Source organism: Bacteroides sp. AM23-12 (assembly GCF_003434395.1).
In the GTDB taxonomy this organism is placed as follows: Bacteria; Bacteroidota; Bacteroidia; order Bacteroidales; family Bacteroidaceae; genus Bacteroides; species Bacteroides thetaiotaomicron.
Window position 1 is genome coordinate 36,336 of sequence record NZ_QTLF01000031.1, and the last position, 17,470, is coordinate 53,805.

Here is a 17,470-nt window from a genome sequence, read left to right on the forward strand (position 1 = left end):
TCATTGAGAGTCGAAAGAGTGTTTTTCGCATGTGATTAGTTGTTATTTGATTGTTGTTGAATTTGTTTTTGTAAAAGTTGTATCTATCAGATTTTTGTATCCGGAATATGTCTGAGATATCCGGTTATTTGTTTTCAGCCATGTTACTGCTTTATCCAGGGCATCGGCTGAGGGGCGCTCCGCTTTTCTGTAAACAGGGAGTGCAATGAGGCCGGTCAGGTTTTCCGGAACGCCGATATCTATCAATACCTGTTTCCATTCTTTTTGCGGGTGCATTTTTATATAGTCTATTCCCAGATTATATCCGGTGATTAATAGTTCGATTTCTCTTCTTTTTTCGTTGATGGCTTCTCGGGAGAAAGCGGTGACAGTGAAATCAATTCCCAATTCCTGTGTGCTGATCAGAGACCGGTGACGGGCATTCATTGCGATGGATGCGGCAGGGTCGGGGAGGAAGGATGCGTCAATCTGATCGTATTGCAGCATTTGCAGGCGAAGAGGGAGCTGGGCGATTTCCGGTTTGTTCACTTCTGCCTGACTGATTCCCGCTTTGTTCAGTAGCTGTCCGGTTGCATACTCGATAATCGTATTATGTGAAACAGCTATATTTTTTTCTTTGAGTTCCTGAAGTTGGTTGATACCGCTTTCTTTGGAGACTATAAAACAGAAATAACCGTCATGTTTCAAAATGATTCCTAAGTCGGTATGGTGGATAGCCTGTAGAGTTACTGCACTGGGATAGTCGGTGATCATGCCATCCATTGATTTGAACTGGAACGCTGCGTCGCGGTCATAGGCGGAATTGAAAGAAAGGATGGTTAAATCCAATCCCAGCGAATCGTAGATTCCTTGTGCTTTAGCTATGTGAAAAGGCAGTCCGTCCAGAGTCGGGAGCATTCCCAGTGTGAGTGGTTGTAATTCTGTTGAAGGTATAAAGACGCTTTCTCCTTTTTTTCTTTGGCAAGAATAAAGGAAGAAAAGGAGGATACAGAATATGAGTGCTGCTCTCTTCATGCCTTAGTTGATGGGTCAGATATAAATAAGGGCAACTCTTTTCACAAAGAACTGCCCTCGTATCTAAAATTACATTGTTATAAATTCATTATTCATTAATGGCAGCGATACCCGGAAGAACTTTTCCTTCGATTGCTTCGAGCAATGCGCCACCACCTGTAGAAACATAAGATACGCCGCTAGCCAGACCGAACTTGTTGACACAAGCTACAGAGTCGCCACCACCCACAAGTGAGAATGCACCGTTCTTGGTTGCTTCAACGATAGCTTCACCTACTGTACGTGAACCGTGAGTGAAGTTTTCAAATTCGAATACACCTGTAGGACCGTTCCAAAGAATAGTTTTGGATTCTTTGATTACGTTAGCGAAGATTTCTTCAGTCTTAGGACCGATGTCAAGACCTTCCCATCCGTCAGGAATTTCATCAACAGCGCAGAACTGAGTGTTAGCGTCGTTAGAGAAAGCGTCAGCGATCTTAGCGTCAACAGCCAGTACAAGGTTTACACCCTTTTCTTTTGCTTTCTTGATCAGATCCAAAGCCAGGTCAAGTTTGTCGTCCTCACAGATAGAGATACCGATTTTACCACCCATTGCTTTGGTGAATGTATAAGTCATACCACCTGCGATGATCAGGTTGTCTACCTTATTCAACAGGTTTTCGATGATTTCGATTTTAGAAGAAACTTTAGAACCACCCATGATAGCAGTGAACGGACGTTGGATGTCGTTCAATACTTTATCAACAGCTTTTACTTCTTTCTCCATCAGGTAACCGAACATCTTGTTGTCAGTGTCGAAGTATTTAGCGATCAGAGCTGTAGAAGCGTGTGCACGGTGAGCTGTACCGAATGCGTCGTTTACGTAGCAGTCAGCGTAAGAAGCCAATTTCTTGGTGAATTCTTTCTGGCTTTCTTTGACAGCCTTCTTTGCAGCAGCCTTTTCTTCGTCTGTGGCATCTTCAGCCAAACCTCTTGGTTTGCCTTCTTCCTCAGCATAGAAGCGAAGGTTTTCGAGCAACAGAACTTCTCCCGGTTGCAGAGCAGCAGCTTTTACAGCGGCTTCTTCGCCCATGCAGTCGTTAGCAAACTGAACTTCAACGCCCAGCAGTTCAGACAGATGTTTGATGATATGTTTCAAAGAGAATTTGTCGGCAACGCCTTTCGGACGGCCCAGGTGAGAACCGATGATGATGCTACCGCCGTCAGCCAAAATCTTCTTCAAAGTAGGAAGAGCTGCACGCATACGAGTGTCATCTGTAATGTTGAAGTTTTCGTCCAGGGGTACATTGAAGTCCACGCGAACAAATGCCTTTTTACCGGCAAAATTGAATTTGTCAATTGTCTGCATAATACTCTATTTTTATTTAAAAGTGTTTTTAATATTCTCTTTTTTGATCGACCGCAAAGTTACTATTTATTTCGGTTCCTTGCTATTAAATCGTTATTTATTCTTGGCTTTTGGTGCCTCTTTTGTAACTTTATAAGTGTTACAGAAATATTTGCACATCATTTGCAAACCGCAGGTGTCACATTTCGGCGTACGTGCCTGACAAACATAACGACCATGCAGAATAAGCCAGTGATGGGCTATGGGTATTAATTTTTCCGGAATGTTCTTCACCAGTTCTTTCTCTACGCTGAATGGAGTCGTACAACTGTCCGGCACCAGTCCGATGCGGTGACTGACACGGAAAACGTGGGTATCAACCGCCATCGCTGCTTTGTTGAAAACGACGGACTGAATCACATTGGCGGTCTTTCTTCCTACACCGGGAAGTTTGATCAGGTCATCCATGTTGTCGGGCACTTTGCTGTTGAAGTCATTAACCAGCATTTTAGCCATTCCTACCAGATGTTTGGCTTTGTTATTCGGATAAGATACGCTCCGGATGTATTCGAAAATAACTTCAGGCGTACTGGCAGCAAGAGCTTCCGGAGTCGGGAAGTCCTTGTAGAGAGGCGGAGTGATCATATTTACTCGTTTATCCGTACATTGTGCAGAAAGGATTACAGCGATCAGTAATTCATACGGATTATTGTAATGTAATTCTGTTTCGGCTACAGGAACATTTGCCTGAAACCATGCGATTACTTTTTCATAACGTTCTTTCTTTCTCATCTTAACTTGTTTTTATGGTAGTGAGGCGTTACTTTTAATTTGAAATAGACAGCGGAAACTACTGTCAGGCAGGCACCGAAAAGATATGCTTTGTCAAACGAACAGATTTCGGCTATATATCCTCCGGTCAGCATACCGATACCAATTCCTACATCCCATGAGGTCAGGTAGGTGGAAGTAGCTGTTCCCCGTTGGTTGTTGGGGGCAAGGTTTACGAACAGAGTATTGAATGCCGGAAACATAATTCCGAATCCGATTCCCATCAGCAGGGCAATTCCGAAAAAGAGAATGGTGCAGGCAGCATCATTCCATTGAATCAGATATACACAGGATGCGAGCAGGAAGAAACTTATTATAACCAGATTGAGTCCGGCGGCAATTACTTGGGTTATCTTTCCCCGGTCCACCAGCTTTCCTGAGAATATACGGGAAATGGCCATACCGATCGCCATAAAGGTAAAAAAGAAACCTGTTTGTGTATGGATTCCTATTTCGCGGGCATACATGGCTACATAATTGGTGGTCATTCCGTAGGGGATGGAGAGTAGCAACAGGCTGAGTCCCGCAGGCATTCCTTTTAATAAAATGAAACGGTCGAGTGAAATCGGTTCACGCTTTACCGGTGGTTTATAAGGTGTCTTCACCAGGCTTGCGGACAGGAATCCCAGCATACAGGAACCGAGCGCATAGCAGAATATTGTAGCGAAAGAAACCCCTCCGTCATGTAAAAACAGTCCGAACATCGGTCCGATGGACATGGCGATATTATTGGTCAGTCCATAATAGCCCAGCCCTTCACCTCTGCGGGAAGAGGGCATAATGTCAATGACTACTGTATTTCCACCTACTGTGACCATGCCGAAAGAGACTCCATGAATAATTCGGAATATAATAAATAGGGTAAGCGAGCCGGCGATAAGATATCCCGCAAACATCAGCATAAAGATGAAATAAGCGAAAAGATAAAGCGGCTTACGGGCAAACGTATCCAGCAGATAGCCGGAAAACGGGCGGATGCAGAGTGCAGCTACCGTATAACAGGAAAGCACGATGCCGATAGTGGAATTTCCTGCCTGAAAGAACTCGGATAAATAGAACGGCAAAACAGGAATCAGCAACCAGAAACCGAAGTAGAGCAGGAAGTTGGCTGCCAAGATGAAACAATAACCGGGAGTAATGAGTCTATCCTTTGCCATAATAAGTGAACGTTCAATTTGCTGATCGGAACGGTGATAAGCCATCCCGTTTCAGTGTAATCGGTATATTGATTAAATGCCAATGTCCCAATTACCATCAGATGGTTTTATTGGCACATTGGCATACTGGTAAATTCTGTGCTCTATTTAATATGCTGCTTCGAATTCTTTTAAGAAGCGTGTATCATTTTCGGAGAACATACGGAGGTCTTTTACCTGATATTTCAGGTTCGTGATGCGTTCGATACCCATTCCGAGAGCATAACCGCTGTATACTTTGCTGTCGATGCCGTTTGATTCGAGTACGTTCGGGTCTACCATACCGCAACCGAGGATTTCCACCCAACCGGTATGCTTGCAGAACGGACAACCTTTACCACCGCAAATGTTACAGCTGATATCCATTTCAGCACTTGGTTCTGTAAATGGGAAATAAGACGGACGCAGACGGATTTTGGTGTCTGTGCCGAACATTTCTTTGGCGAAGAGCAGCAATACCTGTTTCAAGTCGGTGAATGATACGTTTTTGTCTACATACAACGCTTCTACCTGATGGAAGAAACAGTGTGCACGGTAGCTGATAGCTTCGTTACGGTATACACGTCCCGGACAGATGATGCGGATAGGAGGTTTGGAAGTTTCCATCACACGGGTCTGTACAGAAGAAGTATGAGTACGGAGTACTACATCCGGATGAGCTTCGATGAAAAATGTGTCCTGCATATCGCGTGCCGGATGATCTTCGGCAAAGTTCAGTGCCGAGAATACATGCCAGTCGTCTTCGATTTCCGGACCTTCGGCGATGCTGAATCCCAGACGTGCGAAGATATCGATGACTTCGTTCTTTACAATTGTAATCGGATGACGTGTACCGAGTTCAATCGGATAAGCCGAGCGGGTCAGGTCAAGACCGTCGCAACTATTATCCTGGCTCTCGAACTGTTCCTTCAACGCATTGATTTTGTCCTGCGCTTTAGTTTTCAGTTCATTCAGTCTCATGCCGACTTCTTTTTTCTGTTCGGCAGCTACGTTACGGAAATCCGCCATCAAATCGTTAATGGCTCCCTTCTTACTCAGGTATTTGATGCGGAGAGCTTCGAGTTCTTCGGCATTGGAGGCGTGCAAAGCTTCCACCTCTTTCAGAAGTTGTTCAATCTTAGCTATCATATTTTTGATGTATTGTTATTCAGTTTCTTAGTAAAAACCGTGCAAAGATATAATTTTATCACGAACCATCGAAATAATTTGTATCTTTGTTGCCGAATGTACCGAAAATCGGGGAACACTTATGAAAAAGATTGTTATTTCTCTTCTGCTATTGACTTTATCGTTTCGCCTGTCAGCTCAGATCGACTATCTGGAGCCGGTGAAGCCTTTTACTACCTATACGGGTGAGTTGGGTGAGTATTATCGAAATGTCTTTTCTTTGCTTAATACAGGTTTTCAACAGCGTCCTTACGCGCGTTTTGTAGCCATTCCTTCTTTTTCACCGGAATATGCAATGTCGGTAGAGAAGAAGAACGGACGTTGTCTGTTGATTGCGAATACTTTGTCGCGTACCTATTGGCAGGCAGAGAAAGGAACGGTGAAAGTGGAAACTAAATCAGTGGAGATCAGTCAGTCCTTATACCAGTCTTTGGGAGCTATCGCCCGTCTGGTAACCAGCCAGATACAGGATTTGGACGGTTCGACAGCCGGACTGGATGGAGTTGTTTATTACTTCTCATCGACAGATGCGAAAGGAAAAGAGATGATGGGACGGAAGTGGTCACCCATGAAAGGTACTTTGATGGAGCGGCTTGTGTTGGTTTGTCAGTCGACTTACATGTTTTCTCAGGGAGAAAATATTTCGGAACAAGCATTGGCGGAGGAAGCAACCGCTTTATTGAAAGAGCTGGAGCACCGTACCAAAGAACAGCCGGACGCTCACAAAAAGCCGATGTATGTGGGGATTTATTCTGTTGGTCCGAAGCTCAAAACGCATTCGGGAAAGCAAATTGAAGAATTACCCTGCTTGGCTGATGTTTGTGTACGGGAATATGTAGCCAGACAAATGATTTATCCTGTGGAATTGCTTAAAGACAATGTCTCGGGATATGCTTTGTGTGAGTTTACTATAGATAAGGAGGGAGTGATTCTTCGTCCTCATATATTAAAATCGACTCATCCGGAGTTTGCAGAAGAAGCTCTTCGCATTGTGAAGGAAATGCCAAATTGGACACCGGCACTGGTGGGAGGCAAGGCGGTTGAAAGTGATTATACCCTTTATGTCCCTTTCCGTCCCCAGTTGTATAAAGAACAGTTGCAGATACGTGAACGCGAGTTGTCCAAAAAACATTAACGCCCGGAACTTTTCTCTTTTTATATTGTATTATCATTGTAACCAATAAAAAAAGAGAAGATATGGATGATATGATTAACAGACACGATTCGATTGCTGAGGAAAATATCGAACCGAATGGCCGTCCGGCTAAGAATGAGTTTGAAGAATGGAGCACTGAAGTTACCGATCGTGCAGATAATGTATTCAAAGGTGATACGAAAGACGGTCCTATCAAGGATCGTGAGAAACGAATAAAAGAAATGGATGAAGTGATAAAAAAGGACCTTGAATAAAGGTCCTTTTTTATTGTATATATGATATCTTTTTTAACACGATCTCGTGCTTATCGTTGTAGGCCATGAGAAACTTTTCAGTAACTTTGTAGCCCAAAAATATAGATAGTATGATAAAGGTATTATTGCTTGATGTAGATGGAACTTTGTTGAGTTTTGAAACTCATAAGGTGTCGCAATCCTCTATAGATGCTCTTAAAAAAGTACATGATAGTGGAATTAAGATTGTGATTGCTACCGGTAGAGCGGCAAGTGATCTTCATGAGATTGATGCTGTGCCGTATGATGGAGTTATTGCACTTAATGGAGCAGAGTGTGTATTGCGTGACGGAAGTGTGATAAGAAAAGTAGCAATACCTGCACAGGATTTTAGAAAATCAATGGAGCTTGCACGGGAATTTGATTTTGCAGTCGCTCTCGAATTAAATGAAGGTGTATTTGTCAATCGCCTTACCCCGACTGTCGAACAGATTGCCGGAATTGTTGAGCATCCGGTTCCGCCGGTTGTCGACATCGAAGAGATGTTTGAAAGAAAAGAATGCTGTCAACTTTGTTTTTATTTTGATGAGGAAACAGAACAAAAAGTAATGCCGCTTCTGCCTGGTCTTTCCGCAACACGCTGGCATCCTTTATTTGCTGATGTTAATGTTGCAGGGACAAGTAAGGCAACCGGTCTCTCGTTATTTGCCGATTACTACAGGGTTAAAGTTTCTGAAATAATGGCGTGCGGTGATGGCGGTAATGATATCCCCATGCTGAAGGCTGCCGGAATAGGAGTGGCGATGGGAAATGCGTCCGAAAAAGTTCAGTCAGTTGCCGACTTTGTCACTGATATGGTGGACAATAATGGACTTTACAAGGCTTTGAAACATTTCGGGGTAATATAAAAATGTCTTAATGAAGGCTGACTACAAAGCCAATCGCAGGTTTAAAATAAAAAAAGAGTAACTTATCATAAGTTACTCTTTTCATTTTGTGGAGCGTATCGGACTCGAACCGATCACCTCGACACTGCCAGTGTCGCGCTCTAGCCAGATGAGCTAACGCCCCATTTTTATGCCACTGATATAACGTTTGTCAACGTTTTGCTTTTGTTGGCGCAAATATAATGGAATATTCTGAAATAATTGCTATGTTTGCGGAAAATAATTTATTGAAAGGACAGATGATATGCTGATTTATAATACAACTTTTCAGGTGGACGATGCTGTTCACGATAATTTTTTGATTTGGATAAAGGAAAGCTATATACCTGAAGTACAGAAACACGGGACGTTGAAAGCACCGCGTATCTGTCGGATACTGAGTCATCGGGACGACGGAAGTTCTTATTCTCTGCAATGGGAAGTAGAGAGTAGTGGATTGCTGCATCGCTGGCACATGGAACAGGGAGTGCGGCTGAATGACGAACTTACGAAAATATTCAAGGATAAAGTAGTCGGTTTTCCGACATTGATGGAGATAGTAGAGTGATTCAACCGGTAAAAGAAAAGATTATTTTGGGTATAGACCCCGGTACGACCATCATGGGATATGGAGTCTTGCGCGTGAAAGGGACTAAGCCTGAGATGATCGCGATGGGAATTATCGATTTACGTAAATTTGCCAATCATTATCTGAAGCTGCGGCATATTCACGAACGGGTATTAAGTATCATCGAAAGCTATCTGCCTGACGAACTGGCTATCGAAGCTCCTTTTTTCGGCAAGAACGTACAGTCCATGTTGAAGTTGGGACGTGCTCAGGGAGTGGCGATGGCAGTGGCATTGAGCCGTGATATTCCGATCACAGAATATGCTCCTTTGAAGATCAAGATGGCTATAACCGGAAACGGACAGGCATCAAAGGAACAAGTAGCGGATATGCTGCAGCGTATGCTGCATTTTCCCAAAGAAGAGATGCCTACCTTTATGGATGCGACGGACGGTTTGGCGGCAGCCTATTGTCATTTTCTGCAAATGGGACGTCCGGCAATGGAAAAAGGATATAGCAGTTGGAAAGATTTTATTGCGAAAAATCCCGATAAAGTAAAATAAACCCGCAATGAAAGAGGCTGGGAGTGAGAAAAGTTATAAACAAGTAAGTGCGAAGGTAGTGTGAGTACCGCAGGGGAGGTTTAGTATGAAAATGGGAACCAATTATTTAGCGATATTAGGGGTGACTACGGTGACGACAGTAATGAGTTGTACTACTGCGAAAAAGGAATATATGTCTTATGAATTATATCCGGTCCGTACAGGAAGTCTGATTGAAATGGAGTATACACCGGAGGCAACGAAGTTTACTCTTTGGTCGCCTACGGCAGATGAAGTACGTCTGATGCTTTATGAGGCAGGCGAGGGCGGACATGCCTATGAAACGGTAAAGATGCAGTCGGAGGAAGAAGGAACCTGGACAGCTGTGGTAAGTAAGGACCTTATTGGCAAGTTCTATACTTTCAATGTGAAGATCGATGACAAGTGGCAGGGAGATACTCCCGGAATAAACGCCCGTGCTGTCGGAGTAAACGGGAAGCGGGCCGCCATTATCGACTGGCAATCCACCAATCCGGACGGTTGGGAGAGTGACACCCGACCTCCTTTGAAGTCTCCCGCCGATATGATTATTTATGAGATGCACCACCGTGACTTTTCGGTCGATTCTACTTCAGGAGTGAAGAATAAAGGAAAATATCTGGCACTGACCGAACATGGAACGATGAACTCCGACAAGTTACTGACAGGTATCGACCATCTGATTGAACTGGGCGTGACACACGTGCATCTGCTTCCTTCTTTTGATTACGCTTCGGTAGATGAAACCAGACTGAATGAAAATTCGTACAACTGGGGATATGATCCGCAAAACTATAATGTACCCGATGGTTCCTATGCCACTAATCCCTATCAGCCCGCCACTCGTGTGAAAGAATTCAAGCAGATGGTACAGGCACTGCACAAAGCTGGTATCCGTGTGATAATGGATGTGGTGTACAATCATACATTCAATACCGATGAAAGTAACTTCGAGCGCACCGTTCCCGGTTATTTCTATCGCCAGAAAGAAGATAAAACCTTGGCAAATGGCTCAGGCTGTGGTAACGAGACTGCCAGCGAACGCCTTATGATGCGTAAGTTTATGGTAGAATCCGTCCTTTATTGGATAAAAGAATATCATGTTGACGGCTTCCGGTTCGACTTGATGGGAATTCATGATATCGAAACGATGAACGAGATACGGAAGGCTGTGAATGCGGTCGATCCTACCATTTGCATTTACGGAGAGGGGTGGGCTGCCGAGGCGCCTCAGTATCCGGCTGACTCCTTGGCAATGAAGGGAAATATAGCACAGATACCCGGAGTTGCTGTCTTTTCTGACGAGCTGCGTGACGGGCTTTGCGGACCTGTAGGCGATAAGCGCAAAGGAGCTTTTCTTGCCGGAATTCCGGGAGGGGAGATGAGCGTAAAGTTCGGCATAGCAGGCGCTATCGAGCATCCGCAAGTACAGTGCGATTCGGTTAATTATACTCAAAAGCCGTGGGCGAAACAGCCTGTGCAAATGATCAGTTATGTTTCCTGTCACGACGGGCTGTGTTTGGTAGACCGACTGAAGGCAAGCATGCCGGACATCACTCCCGAACAACTTATACGTCTCGATAAACTGGCACAGACTGTGGTCTTTACTTCACAAGGTATTCCGTTTATTTACGCCGGAGAAGAAATCATGCGTGATAAGCAAGGCGTGGACAATAGTTATAAGAGCCCGGATGCAGTGAATGCCATCGACTGGCGGCGCAAAACCACCAACGGAGATGTCTTCATGTATTATAAACGATTGATCGATCTGCGTAAATCTCATCCGGCCTTCCGCATGGGAGATGCAGGACAGGTTCGAAAACATCTGGAATTTCTTCCTGTGGAAGGAAGCAACCTGATTGCTTTCCGTCTGAAAGACCATGCAAATGGAGATCATTGGGAAGATATCATCGTCGCATTTAATTCTCGTCCTACTCCTGCCAGGCTTACTATTCCGGTTGGTAAATATACAGTGGTATGTAAAGACGGAGTGATAGATGTACGTGGATTAGGCATACAAAACGGACCGGAAGTTATTATTCCCGGTCAGTCAGCTTTGATTTTATATAAGTAAATTCAGTCTTTTGATAATCGAACAGAATAGAAGAATATGATTCAGAATACATTCAACATGGCGGGGGGCGTGGCACGCAACCCGCTTGTGCGTTTAGCTGCACCCATCACGGCAACGATTTCAGCCGGAGAACACATTGCAATTGTAGGGCCCAACGGGGGAGGAAAAAGTCTTTTTGTCGATACGCTGATCGGTAAATACCCATTGCGTGAAGGGACGCTGCAATATGACTTTTCTCCTTCTGCCACCCAGACCGTCTATGATAATGTGAAGTATATCGCTTTCCGTGACACTTATGGGGCTGCGGATGCTAATTATTACTATCAGCAACGCTGGAACGCCCACGATCAGGACGAAGCGCCCGATGTTCGTGAAATGCTGGGAGAAATTAAGGATGAACAACTGAAACAAGAACTATTTGAACTTTTTCGCATAGAACCGATGCTTGATAAGAAAATAATTCTTCTCTCCAGTGGCGAACTGCGTAAGTTCCAGCTGGCCAAAACTCTGTTGACGGCTCCCCGTGTATTGATTATGGATAATCCGTTTATCGGGCTGGATGCACCTACCCGCGAATTGCTGTTCTCTTTACTCGATCGTTTGACAAAGATGTCGTCCGTACAGATTATTTTGGTATTGTCAATGCTGGATGATATTCCTTCATTTATTACCCACGTAATTCCTGTGGATAAAATGATGGTGTACTCCAAAATGGAACGTGAGGCCTATCTGGAAGCTTTTCGTTCTAGGGATGTAGCTGTTTCTTTTGATGAGTTACAGCAACGTATCGTTGATTTGCCCTATGGTGGCAATAATTACGATTCTGATGAAGTGGTCAAATTGAATAAAGTCAGCATCCGGTATGATGACCGCACTATTCTGAAAGAGCTCGACTGGACGGTGCGACGTGGTGAGAAATGGGCATTGAGCGGTGAAAACGGAGCCGGAAAATCTACTTTGTTAAGCCTTGTCTGTGCGGATAATCCACAATCATATGCTTGTGACATCAGCCTTTTCGGGCGGAAGCGGGGTACAGGGGAGAGTATTTGGGAAATTAAAAAGCATATTGGCTATGTAAGTCCGGAGATGCATCGTGCTTATCTCAAAAATCTGCCGGCTATTGAAATCGTGGCCAGTGGGCTTCATGACAGCATCGGGCTGTACAAACGTCCCCAGCCGGAACAAATGGCCATCTGCGAATGGTGGATGGATATATTTGGTATTGCGGAATTGAAAGACAAACCTTTTTTGCAACTTTCCAGTGGAGAACAACGGCTGGCATTGCTGGCACGTGCTTTTGTGAAGGACCCGGAGCTGCTGATTCTGGATGAACCGCTTCACGGTCTGGATACTTACAACCGTCGTCGGGTAAAGAAGATTATTGAAGCTTTCTGCCATCGCAAAGACAAGACGATGATTATGGTGACTCACTACGAATCAGAGTTGCCGGGCACTATTACAGACCGTATTTTCCTGAAGAGAAACCGATGAAATGGACTGTTGTCTGAAAAATAATGTTTGGCTCTGCCATTCTGAATATAATGAAGGATGACAGAGCAATTTAAAAAAGATTTTTTTAATTAATTGGATGGGTGAACCAAAAGCAGGACCCTTTTCCTGGTTCTGATTCCACACCGATTTTCCCTCCCAGTTGCGTGACGATACTTTGGCAGATAGACAGTCCGAGTCCCGTACCGGGAATAAAACTGTTGAGCTTTACAAATCGGGTGAAGATAGCTTCCTGTTTTTCCGGCTCTATCCCCATTCCCGTGTCCTGAACGGAGAATTTCACTTCGTTTCCGTCTATTTGGTAGTCGATGGTGATATTTCCTTCGGAAGTGAATTTTAATGCGTTAGTCACAAAGTTCAGTAATACCTGATAAAGTCTGTTCTTGTCACTGGTGAACGTCAGTTCGGGTAAATTATCTTTCAGGCGGAGTTCTACTTGCGGACTAGTTTTCATTTGTATAGCCTGAAACAGATCGTTACAAAGCTGTTTCGCATTCACCCTTTCAGGAATAATGTCGAAAGTTTCCGCTTCGATTTTCGATAAGTCGAGGATATCGGAAATAAGCTGAAGCAACAACTTGTTATTATCTTCTATGATCGTGATATACTGATGCTTTTCTTCCTGATCCTCCGCCTCTTCCAGCATACTTGAGAAACCGACGATCGCATTGAGCGGAGTACGTATCTCGTGACTCATGTTGGCAAGGAAGGCAGATTTTAAACGATCCGCTTCTTCGGCTTTCTCTTTGGCTTTGATAAGCATTTGCTCGGTTTCTTTTAGCTGGGTAATATCAAAGTTGATACACAGCATTTCGATGACATTATCCTGCGGTCGGTAGTTGCGGACCAACACATTCACCCGTGTCCACGTATAACTTCCGTCGGCTCTGCGGATACGTACATCCCTGCATAATTTCGTACTTTCGCCTTTGACCACTTTCGCCAGAAAGTCGAGCATAACAGCCCGGTCCTCCGGATGAAAGTGAGAATGGATACCGATAATTTCCGGTAGGGGCGTGCCTTCCTCTTCTCCTACATTTTTATACCAGCTGCTTAAGGCATAACCATTGCGGCTTAACGCATCAAAATGAGCGTATCCAACCTTGGCATAATCTCCTACCAGTTCAAAGAAATTTTTAAATTCCTGAATTTTGTTGTAGGCGATGGTGTTTTCCGTCTTATCTACGTTTATCAACAGATAATTGATAGGCTGCCGGTCATGATCATAGAGTGTTGTTATTCTTGTTGTCAGATTAATGAAACCGGATGTTTTTTCCGATTCATAATATCCTTTGATTTTTGAAAAATCATATTGGAAGGTGAATTCAACCTCTTCATTATCTCTGATCTTTAGCTTTATTTCTTCGGGTAGTGCCGGATTCTCAAAGATATTGATACCAATAACTTTTTCTTTATGGGTGATATGGAACATTTCCAGTTCCTTTTTATTCAAGTCAAGCAGATAACCGTCTTTATTATACAGTTCAATGCCGACGGGAAGGTTTTTATAGATATTGTGCAGGATACGTTCACTGTTTTGCAGTGCCTGATAGGCGGAAGCCATGTGGGGACCATCTTGAGTTTCTGCTATTCCGTATATTTTGGTGTTTCCTTCCTCATCAGTTTCCTGAAAGCATATTTTACTGCGAATCCATACTTCCCCGTGGGGAGTATGGAGCAGGTACACCTCCTCAATGCTCTGTTGCAATTTATCGAAAGAGTAGCTGGTAGTATGGTGCTGATCCTCCCTTAGAATACGTTTATTGAAATCTTCAAAACTGATCACTCCGTCTTCGTCTATCCCGAGTAATCGGGAGATAAACTCGGAACATAAATAACTTTCTGTTTTTAAGTCCGCTTCCCACCATCCCATATTCGCTTTATTCAGCAGTTTTTGCAGGAATGTGTATTCTTTCTGTTTGCTTGTTTCCAATGTCTGACTTGTTTTAACTGGCGGTTGAATATTCATTTAGTCCGTAAAAATAATCATTTTTATTGAATTCTTTTCAATAAACCATCACTTTTAGGTATTGATACCTGCTGATTCTTTCGTGAACTTTGTAGAGTAACAAAATGTTGTATATATAAAAAGATGAAAGGAGATTATTAAGAATGAAAAAGATAGTATTACTTCGTCATGGAGAAAGTGCTTGGAACAAAGAAAACCGTTTCACAGGTTGGACGGATGTAGACCTGACGGAAAAGGGAGTTGCCGAAGCGGAAAAGGCGGGCGTTACGTTGAGGGAATATGGCTTCAACTTCGATAAAGCCTATACTTCTTATCTGAAGAGGGCAGTCAAAACCTTGAACTGCGTGCTTGATAAAATGAATCTGGACTGGATTCCTGTCGAGAAGAGCTGGCGTCTGAATGAGAAGCATTATGGCGACCTGCAAGGACTCAATAAGGCGGAAACTGCTGAGAAATACGGAGAAAAGCAAGTGCTGATATGGCGCCGCAGTTATGATATTGCTCCCAATCCGCTTTCCGAAAGCGATTTGAGAAATCCGCGTTTCGATTTCCGCTATCACGAAGTACCCGATGCGGAGCTGCCGCGTACCGAATCATTAAAAGATACCATCGACCGTATTATGCCGTACTGGGAGTCGGATATATTTCCGGCTTTAAGAGATGCGCATACCTTGCTGGTTGTCGCGCACGGCAATAGTTTGCGAGGTATCATCAAGCATTTGAAACATATTTCTGATGAAGATATCATCAAACTGAATCTTCCTACTGCCGTTCCTTATGTATTCGAGTTCGACGAGAACCTGAATGTTGCCAACGATTACTTCCTGGGCAATCCGGAAGAAATTCGTAAGCTGATGGAAGCGGTAGCCAATCAGGGGAAGAAAAAATAGCAGGCTTCATCGCCTGTATATAAATTGTTATACATTAAAAAAATAAAGTTATGAGTAAAGTAGTTGATTTATTAGGAGATAAGACCAGTTATTATCTGGACCATACCTGTAAGACCATTGATAAGTCGTTGATTTATATACCCTCACCGGATACCATTGATAAAGTCTGGATTGATTCGGACCGAAACATAAAAGTATTGAATAGCCTGCAAACCCTTTTAGGGCATGGACGCTTGGCAAATACGGGTTATGTGTCCATTCTTCCTGTCGATCAGGATATTGAGCATACAGCCGGCGCATCCTTTGCACCGAATCCCATTTATTTCGATCCGGAGAATATTGTGAAACTGGCTATCGAAGGAGGCTGTAATGCAGTAGCTTCCACATTCGGTATTCTAGGATCAGTCGCACGTAAATATGCGCACAAAATACCTTTCGTGGTAAAGTTGAATCACAATGAGCTGCTGACTTATCCGAATACATACGATCAGGTATTGTTCGGCACGGTGAAAGAAGCTTGGAATATGGGAGCTGTAGCAGTAGGAGCAACTATTTATTTCGGTTCGGAACAGAGTCGCCGCCAGTTAGTAGAGATTGCCGAGGCTTTCGAATATGCTCACGAGCTTGGTATGGCTACCATTCTGTGGTGTTATTTGCGTAATAGCGATTTCAAGAAGGGAGCTATCGATTATCATGCTGCTGCCGACCTTACCGGACAGGCTGACCGTTTGGGAGTTACCATCAAAGCGGACATTGTGAAGCAGAAACTTCCTACCAATAATGGTGGTTTCAAAGCGATTGGTTTCGGAAAGACAGATGAACGCATGTACACGGAACTCACATCGGAACACCCGATTGATCTCTGTCGTTATCAGGTGGCAAATGGTTATATGGGGCGTGTCGGATTGATCAATTCCGGTGGAGAATCTCATGGGGCTTCCGATTTGCGTGATGCGGTCATTACGGCAGTTGTCAATAAGCGTGCCGGTGGTATGGGATTGATCAGCGGACGTAAAGCCTTCCAGAAGCCGATGAATAAGGGTGTCGAATTATTAAACGCTATTCAGGATGTCTACCTCGATCCGGCAATAACCATTGCCTGATCTAGGAAAGATGAGAAATAATTCTTATCTTTGACTACCAGATAGTTAACCATTAAAAAATAGAATTATGAAGTTTTTTATTGACACAGCCAATTTGGAGCAGATTCAGGAGGCGTATGACCTCGGAGTACTTGACGGAGTGACTACCAATCCTTCGCTGATGGCGAAAGAAGGCATTAAAGGTACGGAGAATCAGCGTGAACATTACATTAAAATATGTAAAATTGTCAATGCTGATGTAAGTGCGGAAGTAATAGCAACGGATTATGAAGGGATGATCCGCGAAGGGGAAGAGCTTGCCGCACTCAATCCGCACATTGTTGTCAAGGTGCCTTGTATTGCTGATGGTATCAAAGCTATCAAGTACTTTACAGAAAAAGGAATCCGGACCAATTGTACATTGGTATTTTCCGTCGGGCAGGCATTGCTGGCTGCAAAGGCCGGAGCGACTTACGTTTCGCCTTTTGTCGGACGCCTGGATGATATTTGCGAAGACGGGGTAGGGCTTGTCGGTGATATTGTACGTATGTATCGCACCTATGATTACAAGACTCAGGTATTGGCGGCTTCTATCCGCAATACGAAGCACATCATCGAGTGTGTGGAGATGGGAGCAGATGTGGCTACCTGTCCGTTGAGTGCTATCAAAGGGTTGTTGAATCATCCGCTGACTGATTCGGGATTGAAGAAATTTTTGGAAGATTATAAAAAGGTGAATGGATAATTGGGTTTGAGAAACTAAGTTTTCTTCAAAGTTATATTGATAGAGGCTTCTGACATAAATATATGTTAGAAGCCTTTTTTAGTTATTTTAATAATGTCAAACAACATAAAACTAAGACTTCTCGTTTATTCATCTTAATTTGTATCGTGTAATCTAACTAGTGATGTAAATAATGAATAAAAATGGATTTAGTCGATGTGCC

Annotated in this window: 16 protein-coding genes and 1 tRNA gene; 10 read left to right on the plus strand and 7 right to left on the minus strand. The window is 43.7% G+C overall.

All coding sequences use genetic code 11. The features are described 5' to 3' along the window. Positions 1–42 precede the first annotated feature (42 nt). The 5 genes from DW640_RS19155 to pheS form a co-directional block, all read right to left on the minus strand. The gene (locus DW640_RS19155; protein ID WP_048695648.1) at positions 43–1,014 is read right to left on the minus strand and encodes an ABC transporter substrate-binding protein; all 972 of its coding nucleotides are present in this window, start codon (positions 1,012–1,014) and stop codon (positions 43–45) included. A gap of 88 nt (positions 1,015–1,102) precedes the next feature. Next, positions 1,103–2,362: a phosphoglycerate kinase gene (gene pgk / locus DW640_RS19160; RefSeq protein ID WP_008763375.1), complete on the minus strand. Its 1,260-nt coding sequence runs from the start codon at positions 2,360–2,362 to the stop codon at positions 1,103–1,105. Positions 2,363–2,455: 93 nt separating this feature from the next. Continuing rightward, positions 2,456–3,133, minus strand: a complete 678-nt coding sequence (gene nth, locus DW640_RS19165; protein ID WP_008767855.1) for an endonuclease III — start codon at positions 3,131–3,133, stop codon at positions 2,456–2,458. Next, positions 3,130–4,329: an MFS transporter gene (locus DW640_RS19170; RefSeq protein WP_008763377.1), complete on the minus strand. Its 1,200-nt coding sequence runs from the start codon at positions 4,327–4,329 to the stop codon at positions 3,130–3,132. Before DW640_RS19170 ends, nth begins: the two co-directional genes overlap by 4 nt. A 147-nt stretch (positions 4,330–4,476) precedes the next feature. After that, the gene (gene pheS, locus DW640_RS19175) at positions 4,477–5,496 is read right to left on the minus strand and encodes a phenylalanine--tRNA ligase subunit alpha (RefSeq protein ID WP_008763378.1); all 1,020 of its coding nucleotides are present in this window, start codon (positions 5,494–5,496) and stop codon (positions 4,477–4,479) included. 121 nt (positions 5,497–5,617) lie between these two features. On the opposite strand from pheS, the gene DW640_RS19180 reads away from it, so the two are divergent. The 3 genes from DW640_RS19180 (at position 5,618) to DW640_RS19190 (ending at position 7,832) form a co-directional block, all read left to right on the plus strand. Next, entirely contained in the window at positions 5,618–6,670 is a 1,053-nt protein-coding gene (locus DW640_RS19180; RefSeq protein ID WP_117578844.1) for an energy transducer TonB, read from the plus strand. Positions 6,671–6,732: 62 nt separating this feature from the next. After that, on the plus strand, positions 6,733–6,945 hold the full coding sequence (locus DW640_RS19185; RefSeq protein WP_008767859.1) for a hypothetical protein: 213 nt from the start codon (positions 6,733–6,735) through the stop codon (positions 6,943–6,945). 110 nt (positions 6,946–7,055) lie between these two features. Then, a complete protein-coding gene (locus DW640_RS19190) occupies positions 7,056–7,832 on the plus strand; it encodes a Cof-type HAD-IIB family hydrolase (protein ID WP_061474010.1) in 777 nt (258 codons plus the stop codon). Between the two features lie 89 nt (positions 7,833–7,921). On the opposite strand, the gene DW640_RS19195 is transcribed toward DW640_RS19190, so the two are convergent. After that, positions 7,922–7,995 (minus strand) — tRNA-Ala (locus DW640_RS19195). Between the two features lie 120 nt (positions 7,996–8,115). Between DW640_RS19195 and DW640_RS19200 the strand changes: the two genes are divergently transcribed. The 4 genes from DW640_RS19200 to DW640_RS19215 all read left to right on the plus strand — a co-directional run bounded on the left by DW640_RS19200 (position 8,116) and on the right by DW640_RS19215 (position 12,564). Further along, positions 8,116–8,418 carry a DUF4286 family protein gene (locus DW640_RS19200; protein ID WP_008767861.1) on the plus strand — a complete coding sequence of 101 codons (303 nt, stop codon included), beginning with the start codon at positions 8,116–8,118 and terminating at the stop codon, positions 8,416–8,418. After that, entirely contained in the window at positions 8,415–8,981 is a 567-nt protein-coding gene (ruvC, locus tag DW640_RS19205) for a crossover junction endodeoxyribonuclease RuvC (RefSeq protein WP_008763383.1), read from the plus strand. The genes DW640_RS19200 and ruvC overlap by 4 nt, the downstream gene beginning before the upstream one ends. Before the next feature lie 85 nt (positions 8,982–9,066). Beyond that, entirely contained in the window at positions 9,067–11,073 is a 2,007-nt protein-coding gene (gene pulA, locus DW640_RS19210) for a type I pullulanase (protein ID WP_117578845.1), read from the plus strand. A gap of 36 nt (positions 11,074–11,109) precedes the next feature. Further along, entirely contained in the window at positions 11,110–12,564 is a 1,455-nt protein-coding gene (locus tag DW640_RS19215) for an ATP-binding cassette domain-containing protein (protein WP_061474163.1), read from the plus strand. An 85-nt stretch (positions 12,565–12,649) separates the two neighbouring features. Here DW640_RS19215 and DW640_RS19220 read toward each other — a convergent pair whose 3' ends face one another. Then, positions 12,650–14,455: a PAS domain-containing protein gene (locus DW640_RS19220; protein WP_117578846.1), complete on the minus strand. Its 1,806-nt coding sequence runs from the start codon at positions 14,453–14,455 to the stop codon at positions 12,650–12,652. 239 nt (positions 14,456–14,694) lie between these two features. Here DW640_RS19220 and gpmA point away from each other — a divergent pair, with 239 nt between their 5' ends. The 3 genes from gpmA (at position 14,695) to fsa (ending at position 17,268) form a co-directional block, all read left to right on the plus strand. Beyond that, entirely contained in the window at positions 14,695–15,441 is a 747-nt protein-coding gene (gpmA, locus tag DW640_RS19225) for a 2,3-diphosphoglycerate-dependent phosphoglycerate mutase (protein ID WP_008763386.1), read from the plus strand. A gap of 50 nt (positions 15,442–15,491) precedes the next feature. Then, positions 15,492–16,544: a class I fructose-bisphosphate aldolase gene (locus tag DW640_RS19230; protein ID WP_008763387.1), complete on the plus strand. Its 1,053-nt coding sequence runs from the start codon at positions 15,492–15,494 to the stop codon at positions 16,542–16,544. A gap of 67 nt (positions 16,545–16,611) precedes the next feature. After that, on the plus strand, positions 16,612–17,268 hold the full coding sequence (fsa, locus tag DW640_RS19235; protein ID WP_008763388.1) for a fructose-6-phosphate aldolase: 657 nt from the start codon (positions 16,612–16,614) through the stop codon (positions 17,266–17,268). Positions 17,269–17,470: the final 202 nt, after the last annotated feature.

Coding starts and splice junctions, on each gene's coding strand:
- gpmA (WP_008763386.1), top strand. CDS start 14,695: ATGAAAAAGATAGTATTACTTCGTCATGGAGAAAGTGCTTGGAACAAA.
- nth (WP_008767855.1), bottom strand. CDS start 3,133: ATGAGAAAGAAAGAACGTTATGAAAAAGTAATCGCATGGTTTCAGGCA.
- DW640_RS19230 (WP_008763387.1), top strand. CDS start 15,492: ATGAGTAAAGTAGTTGATTTATTAGGAGATAAGACCAGTTATTATCTG.
- DW640_RS19155 (WP_048695648.1), bottom strand. CDS start 1,014: ATGAAGAGAGCAGCACTCATATTCTGTATCCTCCTTTTCTTCCTTTAT.
- DW640_RS19180 (WP_117578844.1), top strand. CDS start 5,618: ATGAAAAAGATTGTTATTTCTCTTCTGCTATTGACTTTATCGTTTCGC.
- fsa (WP_008763388.1), top strand. CDS start 16,612: ATGAAGTTTTTTATTGACACAGCCAATTTGGAGCAGATTCAGGAGGCG.
- DW640_RS19220 (WP_117578846.1), bottom strand. CDS start 14,455: ATGGGATGGTGGGAAGCGGACTTAAAAACAGAAAGTTATTTATGTTCC.
- DW640_RS19190 (WP_061474010.1), top strand. CDS start 7,056: ATGATAAAGGTATTATTGCTTGATGTAGATGGAACTTTGTTGAGTTTT.
- DW640_RS19200 (WP_008767861.1), top strand. CDS start 8,116: ATGCTGATTTATAATACAACTTTTCAGGTGGACGATGCTGTTCACGAT.
- DW640_RS19215 (WP_061474163.1), top strand. CDS start 11,110: ATGATTCAGAATACATTCAACATGGCGGGGGGCGTGGCACGCAACCCG.
- pheS (WP_008763378.1), bottom strand. CDS start 5,496: ATGATAGCTAAGATTGAACAACTTCTGAAAGAGGTGGAAGCTTTGCAC.
- DW640_RS19170 (WP_008763377.1), bottom strand. CDS start 4,329: ATGGCAAAGGATAGACTCATTACTCCCGGTTATTGTTTCATCTTGGCA.
- pgk (WP_008763375.1), bottom strand. CDS start 2,362: ATGCAGACAATTGACAAATTCAATTTTGCCGGTAAAAAGGCATTTGTT.
- pulA (WP_117578845.1), top strand. CDS start 9,067: ATGAAAATGGGAACCAATTATTTAGCGATATTAGGGGTGACTACGGTG.
- DW640_RS19185 (WP_008767859.1), top strand. CDS start 6,733: ATGGATGATATGATTAACAGACACGATTCGATTGCTGAGGAAAATATC.